General features: G+C 29.2%; 16 protein-coding genes. All 16 read left to right on the top strand.

Features of this window, described 5'->3' with window-relative positions; genetic code table 11:
- Positions 1 to 38: 38 nt before the first annotated feature.
- The 16 genes from CLTEP_RS00935 (at position 39) to CLTEP_RS00860 (ending at position 18,393) form a co-directional block, all read left to right on the top strand.
- Positions 39 to 4,364 carry a PolC-type DNA polymerase III gene (locus CLTEP_RS00935; RefSeq protein WP_066821165.1) on the top strand — a complete coding sequence of 1,442 codons (4,326 nt, stop codon included), beginning with the start codon at positions 39 to 41 and terminating at the stop codon, positions 4,362 to 4,364.
- A 218-nt stretch (positions 4,365 to 4,582) separates the two neighbouring features.
- A complete protein-coding gene (rimP, locus tag CLTEP_RS00930; RefSeq protein WP_066821163.1) occupies positions 4,583 to 5,035 on the top strand; it encodes a ribosome maturation factor RimP in 453 nt (150 codons plus the stop codon).
- A gap of 1 nt (position 5,036) precedes the next feature.
- On the top strand, positions 5,037 to 6,158 hold the full coding sequence (gene nusA / locus CLTEP_RS00925) for a transcription termination factor NusA (protein ID WP_066821161.1): 1,122 nt from the start codon (positions 5,037 to 5,039) through the stop codon (positions 6,156 to 6,158).
- A gap of 15 nt (positions 6,159 to 6,173) precedes the next feature.
- A complete protein-coding gene (rnpM, locus tag CLTEP_RS00920) occupies positions 6,174 to 6,443 on the top strand; it encodes an RNase P modulator RnpM (RefSeq protein ID WP_066821158.1) in 270 nt (89 codons plus the stop codon).
- The gene (locus tag CLTEP_RS00915; RefSeq protein WP_066821155.1) at positions 6,433 to 6,762 is read left to right on the top strand and encodes a ribosomal L7Ae/L30e/S12e/Gadd45 family protein; all 330 of its coding nucleotides are present in this window, start codon (positions 6,433 to 6,435) and stop codon (positions 6,760 to 6,762) included. The genes rnpM and CLTEP_RS00915 overlap by 11 nt, the downstream gene beginning before the upstream one ends.
- Position 6,763: 1 nt before the next feature.
- The gene (gene infB, locus CLTEP_RS00910) at positions 6,764 to 8,860 is read left to right on the top strand and encodes a translation initiation factor IF-2 (protein ID WP_066821151.1); all 2,097 of its coding nucleotides are present in this window, start codon (positions 6,764 to 6,766) and stop codon (positions 8,858 to 8,860) included.
- Between the two features lie 16 nt (positions 8,861 to 8,876).
- Entirely contained in the window at positions 8,877 to 9,239 is a 363-nt protein-coding gene (rbfA, locus tag CLTEP_RS00905) for a 30S ribosome-binding factor RbfA (protein ID WP_066821148.1), read from the top strand.
- Positions 9,229 to 10,191, top strand: a complete 963-nt coding sequence (locus tag CLTEP_RS00900) for a DHH family phosphoesterase (protein ID WP_066821145.1) — start codon at positions 9,229 to 9,231, stop codon at positions 10,189 to 10,191. Before rbfA ends, CLTEP_RS00900 begins: the two co-directional genes overlap by 11 nt.
- Positions 10,188 to 11,057, top strand: coding sequence for a tRNA pseudouridine(55) synthase TruB (gene truB / locus CLTEP_RS00895; RefSeq protein WP_066821142.1), 870 nt, complete (start codon positions 10,188 to 10,190; stop codon positions 11,055 to 11,057). The genes CLTEP_RS00900 and truB overlap by 4 nt, the downstream gene beginning before the upstream one ends.
- A 10-nt stretch (positions 11,058 to 11,067) precedes the next feature.
- On the top strand, positions 11,068 to 11,991 hold the full coding sequence (locus CLTEP_RS00890) for a bifunctional riboflavin kinase/FAD synthetase (protein ID WP_066821856.1): 924 nt from the start codon (positions 11,068 to 11,070) through the stop codon (positions 11,989 to 11,991).
- Between the two features lie 122 nt (positions 11,992 to 12,113).
- The gene (gene rpsO / locus CLTEP_RS00885; RefSeq protein WP_084364534.1) at positions 12,114 to 12,377 is read left to right on the top strand and encodes a 30S ribosomal protein S15; all 264 of its coding nucleotides are present in this window, start codon (positions 12,114 to 12,116) and stop codon (positions 12,375 to 12,377) included.
- Positions 12,378 to 12,628: 251 nt separating this feature from the next.
- Positions 12,629 to 14,743: a polyribonucleotide nucleotidyltransferase gene (locus tag CLTEP_RS00880; protein WP_066821852.1), complete on the top strand. Its 2,115-nt coding sequence runs from the start codon at positions 12,629 to 12,631 to the stop codon at positions 14,741 to 14,743.
- A 69-nt stretch (positions 14,744 to 14,812) separates the two neighbouring features.
- Complete coding sequence (locus tag CLTEP_RS00875; RefSeq protein ID WP_066821138.1) at positions 14,813 to 16,084, top strand: M16 family metallopeptidase; 1,272 nt, start codon at positions 14,813 to 14,815, stop codon at positions 16,082 to 16,084.
- Positions 16,085 to 16,156: 72 nt separating this feature from the next.
- Positions 16,157 to 16,420, top strand: coding sequence for a YlmC/YmxH family sporulation protein (locus CLTEP_RS00870; protein WP_066821136.1), 264 nt, complete (start codon positions 16,157 to 16,159; stop codon positions 16,418 to 16,420).
- Positions 16,421 to 16,435: 15 nt separating this feature from the next.
- On the top strand, positions 16,436 to 17,620 hold the full coding sequence (dapG, locus tag CLTEP_RS00865) for an aspartate kinase (RefSeq protein ID WP_066821134.1): 1,185 nt from the start codon (positions 16,436 to 16,438) through the stop codon (positions 17,618 to 17,620).
- 68 nt (positions 17,621 to 17,688) lie between these two features.
- Positions 17,689 to 18,393, top strand: coding sequence for a ClpP family protease (locus CLTEP_RS00860; RefSeq protein WP_066821130.1), 705 nt, complete (start codon positions 17,689 to 17,691; stop codon positions 18,391 to 18,393).
- Positions 18,394 to 18,408 lie beyond the last annotated feature (15 nt).

The raw sequence follows: 18,408 nt of genomic DNA, 5'->3' as shown, positions 1-18,408 counted from the left end.
CTTATAGGAGCGATCAATAATAGTTTAGGAGGAAATTTATGTCTTCGAATATTATACAGTTATTAACGTCTAATATAGATGAAGCTAATATTAATGAATTAAATGATGTAAAGCTTATTAAAGTGCAGTATTTTAGAAGTAATAACAAACTTTTATTGATATTACGAAGCAGAAAAGAAATAAGCAAAGGAAACTTAGAAATAATAAAAAAGGCGATTTCAAAAAGATTAAGTATTATTAGTGAAATTGAAATTATATGTTATAAAGATATCAATAGTGTAACAATCGAACAAATTATTGATCAATACTGGAACGATGTTGTCACAGCTATGTCAAAGATTATGCCTGTGTGTAAAGAATGTTTAAATAATTCCAAAAAAGAAATACATAACAATACAATACTTATACATTATAGCAATCAATTTGTAGTTAATATTTTGCACGATAAAGGTCTTGAAAAGCACTTAAGTATAATAATTAAGGATATTTTTGACATAGAATGTGTTGTCAAGTTATTGTATTCACCTAATATAAAATCATTTGACTATTTTAAATGTAAAGATAAGGAAAACAAAAGTATTATTAAACAAGTATTGAATGAAACAGCTATTGATATTAATAATAAAAGAGCTACCAATTCTACATCAGTTACAAATAAGAATAGTTACTATAAAAATAAAAAAGTTATAAATAATAAAAATGAAAATACTAATTGTATTATGGGAAAATCAATTAATCAGGATACAATTAGTATGATTGATGTTAACGAAACATCAGGTATTGTATCAATAAAAGGAGAAATTTTTAAACTCGACATAAAAGATACAAAGACTGGTAAAAAAATAGTGATTTTCGATATTACTGATTATACTAGTTCATTGACAGTGAAGTGTTTTCCTAAGGCTCAAGAAATAGAAAAGGTTTTAGAGAACATAAGTGTAGGTCTCTACTGTAAGGTTAGAGGAGAAGCTATGCTAGATACGTATACTAAAGAATTGGTAGTATTAGCCAGAGATATTATGAAACTTAAAAAAATTGAAAAGATGGATACATCATATGAAAAAAGAGTTGAACTTCATATGCATACTCAAATGAGCGCTATGGATGCTGTTACATCAGCAACAAAATTAATTGAAAGAGCTGCAAAATGGGGACATAAGGCTGTTGCAATCACAGATCATGGTGTGGCACAGGCATATCCAGAAGCAATGAAAGCAGCAAAAAAATATAACATTAAAGTAATATATGGTGTTGAAGGATATTTTGTAGATGATGGAGAGCCAATTGCTATTTTAGATAATGATAGTACATTAGAGGACAGTTTCGTAGTTTTCGATCTAGAAACTACTGGATTTTCAAGTGAAAATAATAAAATAATTGAAATTGGTGCTGTTAAAATTAAAAATGGTGAAATAATTGACAGATTTAGTGAATTAGTAACTCCAAAAGAAAACATTCCATATACTATTACTGAGCTTACAGGTATAACTAATTCTATGGTTAAAGATTGCAGAACAATAAGCGATATATTACCTGAATTCATGGAGTTTTCAAAAGGTGCTGTGTTAGTGGCTCATAATGCTTCATTTGATATTTCTTTTATAAAGAAAAATTGTGAAAAACTTAAAATAGATTTTAAAGCATCTATTTTAGATACTATACCACTTTGTAAATTTGTTTATCCTGAATTAAAAAAGTATAAGTTGAATATTGTTGCAAAGCATTTGAATATTTCGCTAGAAAATCACCATAGAGCAGTAGATGATGCTAAAGCGACTGCAGAAATATTGCTCAATTGTTTTCAAAAACTTAAAGAAAAAAATATTAAAACGCTATCTCAATTGAATGATGAGTATTTAGGTAAATTTGATGTCAAAAAAGCAAATACATATCACATAATTATTTTAGCTAAAAATCAAGTTGGGCTGAAAAACTTATATAAATTGATTTCAGAATCAAATTTAAAATACTTTAATAAGCGACCAAGAATGCCTAAAAGTTTGATTAATAAATACAGAGATGGATTAATAATAGGTTCTGCTTGTGAAGCTGGGCAAATTTATAAAAAAGTATTATCTGGAAAATCATATGATGAACTAAAGGAAATTATAGATTTTTATGATTATTTGGAAATTCAACCTCTAGGAAATAATAAATTTATGATTGAAAAGGGAATTGTAAAAGATATTGATGAATTAAAACATATTAATAAAAAAATTTGTGATTTAGGTGAAAGAGCTAATAAACCTGTGGTTGCAACATGTGATGTGCATTTCATGGATCCCAATGATGAAGTCTTTAGAAGAATAATAATGGCAGGTAAAGGTTTTTCAGATGCAGATGAGCAGCCACCCCTTTATTTTAGAACTACAAATGAAATGCTTGAAGAATTTGATTATTTAGGAGAAGAAAAAGCAAATGAAGTAGTAATACAAAATACACAAAAAATTGCTGATATGATTGATGAAGTTAAACCAATACCAGATGAAACTTTTCCACCTATAATAGACGGTGCAGAAGAAGAAATCAAAAAGATGACATGGGAAAAAGCTCATAACATTTATGGAGAAAATTTACCTGAAATTGTTGAAAAAAGATTACAAAAAGAACTTGACTCAATAATTGGAAATGGGTATGCTGTGTTGTATTTAATTGCACATAAACTTGTAGCTAAATCTTATAATGACGGATACTTAGTTGGTTCTAGAGGATCTGTTGGTTCTTCATTTGCAGCAACAATGGCTAATATTACTGAGGTTAATGGATTACCTCCTCATTATATATGTTCAAAATGTAAATATAGTGAATTTATTTTAGATGGTTCAGCTGGTGCTGGTGTGGATTTGCCTGATAAAACGTGTCCGCAATGTGGAAATTTGATGGATAAGGACGGATTCGATATTCCATTTGCTACATTCCTTGGATTCGAAGGTGATAAGGAACCTGATATAGACCTTAACTTTTCAGGTGATAATCAAGCCGATATTCATAGGTATACAGAGGTTTTGTTTGGAAAAGGACACACATTTAAAGCTGGAACTATAGGAACAATAGCAGAAAAAACTGCATATGGATTTGTAAAGAAATATTTGGATGAGAGAAACATAACAGCAACAAGAGCTGAAATAGATAGACTTACTATGGGATGTACTGGAATAAAAAGAACAACAGGTCAGCATCCTGGTGGAATAATGGTTGTTCCAGCTGATAATGAAATATATAATTTTTGTCCTATTCAACATCCCGCTGATGATCCTAATTCTGAAATAATAACAACGCATTTTGATTATCATTCTATAAGTGGTAGACTTCTTAAGCTTGACATATTAGGACACGATGATCCTACTGTGTTGAGGATGTTAAAAGATATTACAGGTATAGACCCTAGGACAGTTCCTTTAGGAGATAAAAAGGTTTTGAGCTTATTTAGATCACCTGAAGCTTTAGGAGTTACAGCAGAAGAATTGGGGTGTGAAGTTGGAACATATGGCTTGCCTGAATTTGGAACGAAATTTGTTAGACAAATGTTGTTAGATACAAAACCAAACACATTTTCAGATTTAGTAAGAATTTCAGGGCTTTCGCATGGTACAGATGTGTGGATAAATAATGCACAGTACTATATTAAAGAAGGTTATACTACATTAAAAGACTGTATTGCAACTAGAGATGACATAATGATGTACTTGATATACAAAGGAGTAGAACCTAAAATAGCTTTTACCATTATGGAGAAGGTTAGAAAAGGAAAAGGATTAACAGAAGAACAGGAAAATTTAATGCGTGAGCATAATGTACCTGATTGGTATATTGAATCATGTAAAAAAATAAAATATATGTTTCCTAAAGGTCATGCTGTAGCATATGTTATGATGGCAATTAGAATAGCTTACTTTAAAGTATATTATCCTGAAGCATATTATTCAGTATATTTTACAGTAAGAGCTGATGAATTTGACGGAGATTTAATTGCAAAAGGTGATGAGGCAGTCATGGCAAAATTGAAAGAGCTAAATCAAGCAGGAAATTCAATTACAAATAAAGAAAAGGGATTGATTACAACATTAGAGATTTGTCATGAAATGTTTTTAAGAGGTATTAAATTTTTGAAAGCAGATTTGTATAAATCTCATGCTAATCATTTTAAAATAGAAAAAGAAGGTATACGATTACCATTATCTGCATTAGAAGGTGTTGGGGAAAATGCGGCAAAAAGTATTGTTGCTGCTAGAACATCAGGTGAATTTCTTTCTAAAGAAGATTTAAGAAACAGAGCAAAAGTACCTAAAACGGTCATTGAAAGCCTTGATAAACATGGATGTTTATATGGATTACCTGAAACAAATCAACTTTCTTTTCTTTAAATGTAAATATTTACATTTAAAGTTTGAACACTTGAATTATTTATATAGCTATGATACAATAACTACTAGTGGATATTATTGCATAGAAATTATGACTTATAAGAGTGGGTTTTAGCCCGCTCTTTCTATTTCGAAAACGCAGCATAGGTTGCGTTTTAATTTTAGTATTTATAATAATTTCAGGTATGGTAGAAAATAATAAAGAAGGAGGGTGAAGCATGAATAATATTGATAAAATTACAGAACTAATAAAATCAGTAGTTAATGAAAATGGATACGAATTATATCACGTTGAGATGGTAAAGGAAGATGGAGATAATTACCTAAGAGTGTATATTGATAATCAAGAAGGTATTTCACTAGATGATTGTGTTAAAGTAAGTAAGCAAGTTAGCAATTTACTTGACGAAGAGGATCCTATAACCTTTTCATATTACTTGGAAGTTTCATCACCTGGTATAGAAAGAGAATTATACAATAATAAACATCTAGAAAAGTATATGGGTTACGATGTTAATATAAAACTCAATAAGTTATTAAATGGTAAGAAGAAATATGAAGGAATTTTAATTGGATTTTCTGATGATACCGTTAGAATTAATTTTGAAGGAAATGATATGGATGTTCCAAGAACTAAAATTTCAAGCATAAATTTAAAAGGGGAGTACTAAAATGAATGAAGAATTTATCATGGCATTGAAAGAAATAGTTAAAGATAAAGGAATTAGTGAGGATTTGCTTTTCACGGCTATTGAAGATGCATTAGTATCAGCGTATAAGAAAAATTATTCAAAGATTTCGCACAATAGTCAAAATGTAATAGTTAAGATCAATAGAGATACCAGTGAAATAGATGTATATTCTAGAAAAAATGTTGTAGAAGAAGTTGAAGATAAGATTACAGAAATTTCACTTGATGATGCAAAAGAAATAGATGCAAGATATGAAATAGGTGACATTGTAGATATTAAAGTTACACCAAAAGAATTTGGTAGAGTTGCTGCGCAGTCAGCAAAACAAGTTGTAATACAAAGAATCAAAGAGGCAGAAAGAAATGTTATTTATAATGAATTTTTGGAAAAAGAATACGATATTGTAACTGGAACTGTTATTAGAAAAGATAGAGGAAATGTGTTTATTAATTTAGGTAAAACAGAAGCTATCTTAGGTCAAAGTGAACAAATACCACATGAAACATATAGTTTTAATCAAAGAATAAAGGTATATGTTGTTGAAGTAAAGAAAACAACAAAAGGTCCTCAAGTGATTGTTTCTAGAACACATCCTGGTTTAGTAAAGAGATTATTTGAGCTTGAAGTACCGGAAATATTTAATGGTGTTGTAGAGATAAAATCGATATCTAGAGAAGCAGGTTCTAGGAGCAAAGTTGCAGTGTTTTCATATGATGAAAGTGTTGATCCAATGGGTTCATGTGTTGGTCCTAAGGGTACACGAGTTCAAAACATAGTTAATGAACTTAACAATGAAAAAATAGATATAATTAAATGGAGTAAGGATCCTAGAGAATTTATTGCTAATTCATTAAGTCCAGCGAAAGCATTGGACGTGACAATTGTGGATGAAGATAATAAATGTGCAAAAGTTGTTGTAGATGATAGTCAATTATCATTAGCAATAGGTAGGGAAGGACAAAATGTAAGATTAGCAGCAAAATTGACTGGATGGAAAATTGATATAAAAAGCAAATCAGAAGTTAGTAAATTAGAAGAAGCTGTTGATATTATTGATGATACCAAAGAGTTAGATAATACTGAAGAAATTGATATTCTATAGGGGGTGACGCTTTAGATGAAGCAAAAGAAAATACCTCAGAGAATGTGTACTGGATGTGGAGAAATGAAACCTAAAAAAAGTTTAATAAGAATAGTTAAGAATAAAGATGGTGAAGTTTCAGTAGATAGTACGGGTAAAAAACCTGGAAGAGGTGCATATATATGCCGAGATCTAGACTGTTTGGAGAAAGCACTCAAAAATAAAAGATTAGAACGAAACTTATCTATCAAAGTAGACGAAAATCTATATAAAAAATTGAAGGATGATATCAAAAATGAAAGATAAATTTTTAAGATTTCTTGCTATCGCAAAAAAAGCAGGAATGCTTGTTGAAGGTTATAATAATTGTGAAATAGCAATAAAAAAAGGAAATGCGTTTTTGGTTGTGATTGCAAATGAGCTTTCTCCAAATTCTAAAAAGAAAATTGAAAGATACTGTAAAGATAATATTGAATTAATTGAAGGTATATCAGAATATGATATGAATCTGTATCTTGGCAGTAATGGAGTAAAAGTTATATGCATAAAAGACAGAAACTTTAGCAATAATTTGCTAGATTTATGGAAAAAGACAAAACTTAATATTAATTTTGGGGGTGAATAATTTGGCTAAAATTAGAATATATGAATTGGCTAAAGAGTTAGGAATTACAAGTAAAGAATTGATTGTAATATTAGAAAAAGAGTTTGACATTAAAGTAAAGAATCATATGAGTGCTATAGATGAAGAAGATGCTGAACTTATAGAAGAGATATTTCAAGACAAAGGAAACAAAACTGAAAAAGATAAATCGGAAATAGTTGAGCATTATGAAAATTTGGAAAATGAAAAAGCAAATAAAAATATGAAGAAAAAAAAGAACAAACAAATTAAATCAGGTAAAGATAAAACAGAATTTGAAGAAAAAGCAAACAGTGATAAAGAAAATGGTGATATTATAGAAATAGAAAAGACTATTACAGTTAAAGAATTAGCAGAAAAAATCAATAAACCTGTATCAGAAGTTATAAAACAATTAATGCTTTTGGGTGTTATGGCGGCTATAAATCAAGAAATAGATTTTGATATTGCTGAGAAAGTTACTAATAAATTTGGAATAGAAGTTATACTTAAAGAAGAGAATACAGGAGTAATAGAAGAAGATATTGAAATAGAATATAATGAAGAAGATATAGTTGATGAAAATGAAGAAAAAAGGCCCCCAATTGTAACAGTTATGGGTCATGTTGACCATGGGAAAACATCTTTATTAGATGTTATTAAAAAGACTCGAATAACAGAAACAGAAGCTGGAGGAATAACTCAACATATTGGTGCTTATACTGTTACTGTGAATGATGAAAAGATCACATTTTTGGATACCCCAGGACATGAAGCATTCACAGCTATGAGAGCGAGAGGTGCCCAAATTACAGATATCGTAATTTTGGTAGTTGCTGCAGATGATGGAATAATGCCCCAAACTATTGAAGCTATAAATCACTGTAAAGCTGCGAATGTTCCTATTATTGTTGCTATTAATAAAATAGATAAAGTAGGAGCAAATATAGATAAAGTTAAACAAGAGTTAACAGAATATGAATTAATCCCTGAGGATTGGGGTGGAGATACTATATGTGTACCTGTTTCAGCGCATACAGAGGAAGGGGTAGATAACCTACTTGAAATGGTAGTTTTAAGTGCTGAAATGATGGAGCTTAAAGCTAACCCAGATAGGAAAGCTAAGGGAACAGTTATTGAAGCAAAATTGGATAAAGGAAGAGGACCGGTTGCAACAATACTAGTTCAAAATGGTACTTTGCATGTAGGTGATTCAATTATTGTTGGTACTACTTATGGTAGAATAAGAGCTATGTTTAATGATAAGAGACAAAAAATCAAATCTGCTGGTCCTTCAGTTCCTGTTGAAATACTAGGTTTATCTGATGTACCATCAGCTGGGGATAGATTCCATGTTGTTAAAGATGAAAAAACAGCTAGAAATACTGCTGAAGCTAGATTGGAAAAAATAAGACAAGAAAAGTTTAAAAAGAGCCATAAAGTTTCGCTTGAAGATTTGTATAGTCAAATTCAAGAAGGAAAAATAAAGGAATTAGATGTTGTTGTAAAAGCAGATGTTCAAGGATCAGTTGAAGCTGTAACGCAATCTTTAGAAAAGCTTTCGACAGATAATGTTAAAGTTAGAGTTATTCATGGTGGAGTGGGTGCTATTACTGAAACAGATGTTATTTTAGCAGCAGCTTCAAATGCAATAATTATTGGTTTTAATGTAAGACCTGATAGTAATGCTATAGGTATAGCTGAAAAAGAAGAAGTTGATATTAAGACTTATAGAGTAATATACAATGCACTTGATGATATAAAGGCTGCAATGCTAGGACTTCTTGATCCTGATATAAAAGAAGTTATTCAAGGAAGAGCTGAAGTTAGGCAAGTATACAAAATATCTAATATAGGAACTATAGCAGGATGCTATGTCATTGATGGCAAAATTACAAGAAATTCAAATGCAAGAGTTCTTAGAAATGGAATTGTAATATTTGAATCAACTTTTGCGTCGCTTAAAAGATTTAAAGATGATGTGAAAGAAGTTGCTTCTGGATATGAATGTGGTTTAAGTATTGAAAAGTTTAATGATATCAAAGAAGGAGATATAATTGAAGCATATGTTTTAGAAGAAGTAAAACCTCAAAACATATAGTTAAGGAGAGAGTTTTATGACTAAATACAGAACTGGAAGATTAAATGAAGAAATAAAGAAAAATGTAAGTGTTATAATTCAGAATAAAATAAAAGATCCTAGAATGTCGGGTTTGGTAAGTGTTACAAGGGTAAATGTTACAAGAGATTTAAGTTATGCCAAAGTATATGTAAGTATTTTTGGAAATGAAAAATCAAAAGAAGATACTTTAAATGCTTTAAAAAGTTCTGCAGGCTTTATTAGAACAGAGTTAAGTCACTCTATTAGGATAAGACATATTCCTCAGATTATTATTGAATTGGATACGGGACTTGAATATGGAATGCATATTAATTCTCTTATACAAGAAATAAAGGAGAAGGGAAAAAATGATGAATAATGATATTCTAAGTGTTATTCAAAAAAGCAACAATATAGGAATAACATTTCATGTGAGTCCTGATGGTGATGCATTAGGTAGTACACTGGGTTTATTATTAGGTCTTATTCAGATGAATAAAAATGTATATATAATGTCTAAAGAAAATTTACCTAGTTCATTATCATTTCTTCCATATTCAAATTTAATAGTTTCGGCTTGTGATTCTGTTAAAGATAATACTGATTGTGTTATTGTATTAGACTGTGGAAATGTTGAAAGAATAAATGCAAATTTAGACTTAGATAGTCGTAAATATATTTTGATAAATATAGATCATCATCTATCAAATGATCAATATGGTGATTTGAATTATGTTGATACTGAAGCCGCTGCAGTTGGCGAAATAATATTTGATTTATTGAAAGAGTTAAATATTAATATTGATAAAAATATTGCAATGTGTTTATATACTTCTATACTTACTGATACAGGATCATTTAAGTATCCTAGCACAACCATACGAACACATAACATTGCAGGAGAACTTATAAGTAAAGGAATAGATTTTAATGATATATATAAAAAAATATATGAAAACAAACCATTTTCTAAGGTGAAATTATATGGTAAGGTTATAGATACTATGGAAATGCACTGCAATAATAAAGCATGCTTTATGTATTTGACTAAAAACATGCTTAATGAATTGAATTTAGAAGATGAGAATTCTGGGGATGTTATTTCTTTTGGTACAATAGTAGATTCATCGGATGTTACAGTTTTGATAAAAGAAACCGAAAATGGCACTAAGGTTAGTTTGCGTTCTAAATATATAATTGATGTGAGAAGGATTTCAGAATATTTTGGGGGCGGAGGTCACACTAGAGCAGCAGGATTTTCAACAGATATGTCAATGGAACAAATCAAATTAAAATTAATTGAAATTTTGAATAGTGAGTTGATAAAATGAATGGAATAATTAATGTATATAAGCCTGCTGGTATTACATCTTTTGATGTCGTTAGGAAAATAAAAAAGATTTCTGGCGAAAAAAAAGTTGGTCATACCGGGACACTAGATCCCTTAGCATCTGGTGTGCTTCCTGTATGTATTGGTAAAGCTACAAAAATAGTTGAACACTTAATGAATAAAAATAAAATTTATAGAGCAGAAATTAGGTTAGGTATTGTTACTGATACTTATGATAGAGAAGGAAAGATATTGCATGAAATAGTACCTAATGTTGAAGTGGATGAAATATACTCTGTAGTAAATTCATTTATTGGAGAAATCAGACAAGTACCCCCAATGTATTCTGCTCTAAAAGTTAATGGTAAAAAACTTTATGAACTTGCACGTAAAGGTATAGAAATTGAAAGAGAACCAAGGGAAATAACTATTTATAATATTGATATACTAAATATTGATATGCCATATTTAGAAATTGAAGTTAAGTGTTCTAAAGGAACTTATATAAGGAGTTTATGCTATGATATTGGGAACAAACTTCAATGTGGTGCTACTATGTGGAATTTAGAAAGAATTGCTACTGGTAATTTTTTAAAAGAAAATTCTGTTAATATTGATGATATTAATAAAAATGTACTTGAACAGAACTTGATTAAAATTGAAGATGTTTTTATGGAATATCCTATATTAAAACTTAATAGTAAGTTTACTCGATTAGCTTTAAATGGTGTTAATATAAAAGATAATGCTTTGCTAAAGGATATTTGTGAAAATATTATGTATAGAGTATACACTCATGATAACATTTTTATTGGTATAGGTATGAGAAATGTTAATGGATTTAAAATCAAAAAGAAATTTTCATAGAGGGTTTTATATGAAGATACTCGAAGATAATTTTAATAGAAAATTTGAATTTTGTACATATGTAACATTAGGAAGTTTTGATGGTTTCCATTTAGGTCATTTAGAATTAATAAATAAGACCAATGAATTATCTAATAAATTGGGTTGTAAGAGTATGATTTTTACTTTTAAAAATCATCCATTAAGTATTATAAATAAGAGCAAAACGCCAAAAATTATATTAAATGATGAAGAAAAAATTGAAATAGTAAATAATACTGGTATAGATATTCTCAACTTGGCTAATTTTAATGAAGATTTTATGAAGATGTATCCAAGCGAATTTATTCATAAACTTGTATACCATTACAATGTAAAAGGATTAGTTGTTGGTTTTAATTATAAGTTTGGATATAAAAATGAAGGTGATATTGAATTACTTCGTATATTAAGTAAAAAACTCAATTTTAAATTAACAGTTATACCACCAATAAAATTGGGTGACGATATAATAAGCAGTTCAAGAATTAGAAGATTAATTAGTGATGGAAATATTAAAGAAGCAAATCTTTTGCTTGGACGCTACTTTATGCTAAGTGGTAATGTAATTGAAGGAAAAAAAATAGGAAGAACCATAGGTTTTCCGACAATAAATTTAGACTACGATGATAAATATATTATTCCAGCTAATGGAGTATATTATACAAATACAGAAATTAATAATAATTTCTATAAAAGCATAACTAATATTGGTTTTAATCCAACAGTTAATGGTAAAAATTTAAGTATAGAAACTAATGTTTTAGATTTTAACAAAGAGATATATGGTGAAAAAGTAAAAATATATTTTATAGAAAGAATAAGAGATGAGAAAAAGTTTGATTCTATTGAACAACTCTCTTTGCAACTACGAATTGATAAGGAATTAGTTAAACAAAAACCTTTTAACTTTTAGCAAAAAATATTTTACAACTAAAGTTTTCTTTGTTATAATTGTTATGAACCCTATACTAAGTATTTCGATTAGCCAACGTATTCTTGGGATAGGGAGATAATATTTCGGAGGTGTTACTTATGATGGATAAGGCTGTTAAAGAACAAATAATTAAAGAGTATGCTATGCACGAAGGAGATACTGGTTCACCAGAAGTTCAGATAGCATTACTTACTTATAGAATCAATCACTTAAATGAACACTTAAAGGTTCATAAAAAAGATCACCATTCAAGAAGAGGATTATTGAAGATGGTTGGTCAAAGAAGAGGCTTTTTAAATTACTTAAAGAAGAATGATATTGAAAGATATCGTGCTATTATTGCAAAATTAGGATTAAGAAAATAATTTAGAGCGGTTGAGCCGCTCTATTATTTTTAAAATCAACAAATGATGGTATAATGTATTAGAAGATATAAAAGAATAATATTAGATATTATAATTTTAAATAACAACTTAATAATTTAGGAATTTCAGAAGGAGGTGGAAACTGATTTCTGTAGTATTAATACATAAACTATATTAAAATACTACCGCACTATTTTTTAGTGTGAAAACTATAAAGTTTTAACTTATGGTTTTAGAAATCAGATATGTTAATGAGTGAAATAAATATACTGGAAACTATTATTGGTAACAGGACATTAAAAGTTGAATATGGAAAGACGGGTATGCTTTCTGATGCACAAATATTTATAAGTTACGGTGAGACGGTAATAATGGTAAATGTCAATTCATCTAAAGAACCAAGAGAGGGTATAGACTTTTTTCCACTTAGTGTAGATTATGAGGAAAGACTATACTCTGTAGGAAAGATACCTGGCGGATTTATAAAAAGAGAAGGTAAACCTTCAGAAAAAGCTATTCTTAGTGCAAGAGCTATAGATAGACCTCTAAGACCATTATTCCCTAAAGGTTACAGAAATGATGTCCAAATTGTATGTACAGTTTTATCCGTTGAACAAGATAATTTACCTGAAATATTAGCAATGAATGGGGCATCTTTGGCATTATGTCTATCAAGTATTCCTTTCAATATTCCAGTAGCTACTGTACTAGTTGGAATGATTGATGGAAAGTTTATACTAAATCCAACTGCTGAGGAGAGGGAAAAAAGCGATCTTAATTTGACAGTTTCAGCTACAAAAGAAAGAGTTATGATGATTGAAGCAGGTGGAAATGAAGTTGATGAAGATACAATGATAAAAGCTATTTATTTTGGGTTTGAACATTGTCAAAAAATTATAGAGTTCCAAGAAGAAGCTATGAAAAAATTTGGCAAAGAAAAAACAGAACCAATTCTCTATAAAGTTGATGGAGAAATTGAAGAAGAAGTTAGAGAATTTTCATATGAAATTATAAAAGAAGCTATGTATATAACTGATAAAGATGAAAGAAATGCAAAGATGGATGAGGTAAAAGAAAGAATAAGTGAGGAGTTTTCAGAGAAATACCCTGATAATGCTGCAGATATAGCAGATGTTGTATACAGAATTCAAAAAGAAGTAGTTAGAAACATGTTGTTATACGAAAAAAGAAGACCTGATGGAAGAGCTTTTGATGAGATAAGACCTTTGAGTTGTGAAGTTGGATTATTACCACGAACACATGGAACAGGTTTATTCACAAGAGGATTAACTCAAGTAATGACTGTTGCAACATTAGGTGCTATGGGAGATGTGCAAATATTAGATGGATTATCAGATGAGGATCACAAAAGGTATATGCATCATTATAATTTTCCTTCATATAGTGTCGGTGAAGTTAGACCAATGAGAGGACCTGGAAGAAGGGAAATAGGTCACGGTGCATTGGCTGAAAAAGCATTAGAACCATTAATTCCTTCAGAAGAAGAATTCCCTTATGCAATAAGACTTGTTTCGGAAGTTTTAAGTTCTAATGGTTCAACATCTCAAGCAAGTGTTTGTGGTAGTACATTGGCACTACTAGATGCAGGTGTACCAATAAAAAGACCTGCTGCAGGTATAGCTATGGGATTGATTACTAGTGAAGATTTATCAGAAGAAGAGGTATTGACAGATATTCAAGGATTGGAAGACTTCTTTGGAGATATGGATTTCAAAGTAGCAGGAACTGAAAAAGGTATAACAGCTATACAAGTAGATACTAAAATTCATGGGCTTTCTAAAAATGTCATTGAAAAAGCTATTTATGGAGCTAGAAAAGCTAGAATTCAAATATTAGAACTTATTAACAAAACTATTCCTGAACCAAGAAAAGAATTATCTCCATATGCACCAAGAATGCTTACAATAAATGTAGACCCTGAAAAAGTAAGAGATGTGATTGGACCTGGTGGAAAAACAATTAAGAAGATAATAGCTGATACAGGAGTTAAAATAGATACTTATGATGATGGAAAGATTGTTGTTATGTCTTCTGATATGGAATGTGCCCAAAATGCTATGAAAATGATTTTAGAAATAACTAAAGAAGTTAAAGTGGGTGAAATTTATCTTGGCAGAGTAACTAAAATAACTAAATTTGGAGCATTTACTGAAATACTTCCTGGCAAAGAAGGATTAGTTCACATATCTAAGTTAGATGTAAATAGGGTTAATAAAGTTGAAGATATTGTATCAATAGGTGATGAAATTTTAGTTAAAGTTACTGATATTGATAGTCAGGGAAGAGTAAATTTATCAAGAAAGGATGCAATAAAAGAAACTATAAATGAAAATAAAAATGATTAAAATATAAGGCACTGAGATGCCTTTTTATTATAGAATAATTGATATTCTATTATTGAGGAGAGAAAACATATGTATGAATTTTTTACTTTAGATAATGGATTAAGAGTAGTTGTGGAAAATATTGATTATGTAAGTTCTATAAGTGTTGGTCTTTGGATTGAAAATGGTTCTAGAAATGAAAATAAATACAATAATGGTATATCTCATTTTATAGAACATATGTTGTTTAAAGGAACAACTAATAGAACAGCTAAAAAAATTGCAGAAGAGATAGAAGATGTTGGTGGACAAATTAATGCTTTTACTGGGAAAGAAGCAACTTGTTATTATATAAAAGTGTTAAATACTCATTTAGAATTAGCATTAGATATTTTATCTGATATGTTGTTTAATAGTAAGCTTGCAGAAGAAGATATTGAAAAAGAAAAAAGTGTTATTTATGAAGAAATTGACATGAACGAAGATTCACCAGAAGATGTATTGTTAGATTTACATAGTAAGGCTATATGGGGAGATGATTCTATCTCTCTTCCTATATTGGGTACAAAAGAAACGCTTAAAAAACTTGATAGGGATTTGTTAAAAGAATATATTTACTCATACTATATACCTGAAAATTCAGTTATCTCTATTTGTGGAAATTTTGATTCAAATAAGATAATTAGATTAGTTGAAAAATATTTTGGCAATTGGAATAGTAAAACAAAGAAAATCACAAAATATTCCAAACCTAGTATATTAGAAAATGTGTTTTTAAAAGAAAAGAATATTGAACAACTCCATATAAATATAGGAATACCTGGTATTGAAATAGGAAATGATGATATATATTCTTTGACATTGCTATGTAATATTTTAGGAGGAGGAGCATCATCAATTTTATTTCAAAAACTTAGAGAAGAATTAGGAATGTGCTATTCAATTTATTCCTATTCATCTTCTTTGATAAATACAGGAATTGTTTCAATTTATGCAGCTTTAAACATAAAATACATAAGAGATGCTCTAAACATAATAAATGATGAATTACAAAAATTTACAAAAGGATTTATAACAGATGAAAAATTGTATAAGGCTAAAGAACAACTTAAAGGAAGCTATATATTAGGTTTAGAAAGTACCAGTAGTAGAATGTTCAAAAATGGTAGAAGTGTTCTTTTCTTAAATAAGGTAAATACACCAGAGCATGTTCTTGAGAAAATTGATAATATAGATATAAATAATATAAACAGTGTTATGGATAAAACGTTAAGAAAAGGAATAAAAAATATTGCTTTAGTAGGAAATAATTATGAAACTGTTTTAAAAGCATTGGGTAGAGATGTGATTTTGTATAAATAGGTATTAAGGTTATAACTTCCAATATGTATTCATATAATTAATATAGATTATTTGAAAATATGGGGGAGTTATATGGAAATAAACAATAAATATTATAGCGAAATGGAAAAATTTGAGATAATAAATATTAATGATGGGGATAAGTATGATTATCTAGGAAATAATGATATTATTGTTGATGAACAGGGAAATTTAAAAGCATTAATTTTAAATTGTAATAGATCAAAATTTAGTTTATTTAGCAAAGATGAATTTAAGGAAATTGAATGGGATTGTGTAAAAAAAATTGGATATAGAACTATAATAATAGATGTGGAGTATGAAGAGTTAAAATAGTGTTTGGAGGTAAATATGAATATAGTTATTCAAAAATTTGGTGGTACATCTGTTTCTACAGAGAAGAGAAGAAAATTGATAGTATCTAAAGTTAAAGGATGTATTGAACAGGGTAATATGCCTGTAATAGTGGTTTCTGCTATGGGAAGAAAAGGAGAACCATATGCAACCGATACATTGTTATCATTGGTAGGCAATGATTTCAAATCAACTAATTTATTGGCAGTTGATTTGTTAATGAGTTGTGGAGAAATAATTAGTTCGGTTGTTATGGCTGAACAATTGAATAAAAATGGTATTAATGCACACCCATTAACGGGAGGACAAGCCGGAATATTGACTGATAGTATACATGGTGCAGCTAATATTATTGATGTTAATACTGAAATGATTTTAAATTTACTTGATGATAATATTATACCAGTTGTTGCTGGTTTTCAGGGTATAGATAGCAAAGGATTTATTACTACAATTGGACGAGGGGGCAGTGATGTAACAGCTGCTATTTTAGGAGCTGCATTAAAAGCCAACAGGGTTGAGATTTATACAGATGTTGATGGTATTATGACTTCTGACCCAAGAATAGTTCCTAATGCCTCTCTAATAAAAGAAATAAGCTATAAAGAAATTTTCCAATTTGCACATCAAGGAGCAAAAGTAATTCATCCTAGAGCAGTTGAAATTTCTGAAAAGCATAATATACCACTTTTGATTAAGAATACATTTAGCGATAGTGAAGGGACTCTAATAAATGAATTTAGTAGTAAATCTGAAAAAATTATTACAGGCATTACTAACATAAATGATAGAGTTCAAATTAGAGTAACAAATAACTTTGAAGAAGCTTATAATAATTTATTTGATGTGCTTGCGGAAAATAATATAAGTTTAGATTTAATAAATGTTTTCCCTAAAGAAAAAATTTTTACGATAGATAAGAAAGATTTAGATAAATTAATATTGATTATAAAAGATTTAAAATTAAGTTTTTCATATATTGAAAATTGCAGTAAGTTATCTGTGATTGGTGAAGGAATGAAAGGAAGACCTGGAGTTATGGCAAAGATATTAAAGGCACTTACACGTGAAGGAGTAGAGGTTTTACAAACTGCAGATTCACATATGACAATTTGGTGTCTAATTAATTCAAATGATGTATCTAATGCGATTAATGCACTCCATAATGAATTTGATTTATAAAAATTAATATAATTATGAATATCATAACCTTCTAATGCGAAAAATAATTTGTGTTAGGAGGAATTGCTATGTTAAATATTGAAAAAGAAAGCAATACAGATGATGAAAAGAAAGAAGTTGCTAAAGAAATTAAGAATATTAAAGAATTAGGTGTTACAGGTATTACAAAATCAGATGAAAGTATTCAGATATTGCCTATAATAGGTCAAATTGAAGGACACATGGTACAGTCACCTCAGACAAAAACGACTAAGTATGAGCATATTATTCCACAAATTATTTCTATGGAAAGAAGTGATAAAGTTAGAGGAGTTTTGATTGTATTAAATACTGTAGGAGGGGATGTTGAAGCAGGTCTTGCAATTGCTGAGATGATAAGAAGTTTAAGCAAACCAACAGTTTCTTTGGTTATTGGTGGAGGCCATTCGATAGGAGTGCCTTTGGCTACGTCTGCTGATTTTTCATTCATTTCGCCAACAGCTACAATGATTATTCATCCAATAAGAATGAATGGACTTATTATTGGGGTTCCTCAAACATTTGAATATTTTAAGAAAATGCAAGATAGAATACTAGAATTTATTACAAGAACATCAAAAATCAATAAAGAGACATTGAAAAAAATGATGCTTCAAACAGATGAATTACTAAATGATATGGGAACAATTTTGATTGGAAAACAAGCTGTTGAATATGGTTTAATAGATGAAGTTGGTGGAGTGAAGGAAGCTCTTAATAAATTAAATGAAATCATTAAGAATAAAGAATCATAGACTTTCTATGGTTCT

Source organism: Clostridium tepidiprofundi DSM 19306 (assembly GCF_001594005.1).
Taxonomy (GTDB): Bacteria; Bacillota; Clostridia; order Clostridiales; family Clostridiaceae; genus Clostridium_AC; species Clostridium_AC tepidiprofundi.
Note: the sequence above shows the minus strand (reverse complement) of the source record. Positions and strands in the feature narration are given on the sequence as shown.

What these genes read in the sequence shown, in the direction of transcription:
- CLTEP_RS00935 (WP_066821165.1), top strand. Translation starts at nt 39, where the DNA reads ATGTCTTCGAATATTATACAGTTATTAACGTCTAATATAGATGAAGCT.
- rimP (WP_066821163.1), top strand. Translation starts at nt 4,583, where the DNA reads ATGAATAATATTGATAAAATTACAGAACTAATAAAATCAGTAGTTAAT.
- nusA (WP_066821161.1), top strand. Translation starts at nt 5,037, where the DNA reads ATGAATGAAGAATTTATCATGGCATTGAAAGAAATAGTTAAAGATAAA.
- rnpM (WP_066821158.1), top strand. Translation starts at nt 6,174, where the DNA reads ATGAAGCAAAAGAAAATACCTCAGAGAATGTGTACTGGATGTGGAGAA.
- CLTEP_RS00915 (WP_066821155.1), top strand. Translation starts at nt 6,433, where the DNA reads ATGAAAGATAAATTTTTAAGATTTCTTGCTATCGCAAAAAAAGCAGGA.
- rbfA (WP_066821148.1), top strand. Translation starts at nt 8,877, where the DNA reads ATGACTAAATACAGAACTGGAAGATTAAATGAAGAAATAAAGAAAAAT.
- CLTEP_RS00900 (WP_066821145.1), top strand. Translation starts at nt 9,229, where the DNA reads ATGATGAATAATGATATTCTAAGTGTTATTCAAAAAAGCAACAATATA.
- truB (WP_066821142.1), top strand. Translation starts at nt 10,188, where the DNA reads ATGAATGGAATAATTAATGTATATAAGCCTGCTGGTATTACATCTTTT.
- CLTEP_RS00890 (WP_066821856.1), top strand. Translation starts at nt 11,068, where the DNA reads ATGAAGATACTCGAAGATAATTTTAATAGAAAATTTGAATTTTGTACA.
- rpsO (WP_084364534.1), top strand. Translation starts at nt 12,114, where the DNA reads ATGGATAAGGCTGTTAAAGAACAAATAATTAAAGAGTATGCTATGCAC.
- CLTEP_RS00880 (WP_066821852.1), top strand. Translation starts at nt 12,629, where the DNA reads ATGAGTGAAATAAATATACTGGAAACTATTATTGGTAACAGGACATTA.
- CLTEP_RS00875 (WP_066821138.1), top strand. Translation starts at nt 14,813, where the DNA reads ATGTATGAATTTTTTACTTTAGATAATGGATTAAGAGTAGTTGTGGAA.
- CLTEP_RS00870 (WP_066821136.1), top strand. Translation starts at nt 16,157, where the DNA reads ATGGAAATAAACAATAAATATTATAGCGAAATGGAAAAATTTGAGATA.
- dapG (WP_066821134.1), top strand. Translation starts at nt 16,436, where the DNA reads ATGAATATAGTTATTCAAAAATTTGGTGGTACATCTGTTTCTACAGAG.
- CLTEP_RS00860 (WP_066821130.1), top strand. Translation starts at nt 17,689, where the DNA reads ATGTTAAATATTGAAAAAGAAAGCAATACAGATGATGAAAAGAAAGAA.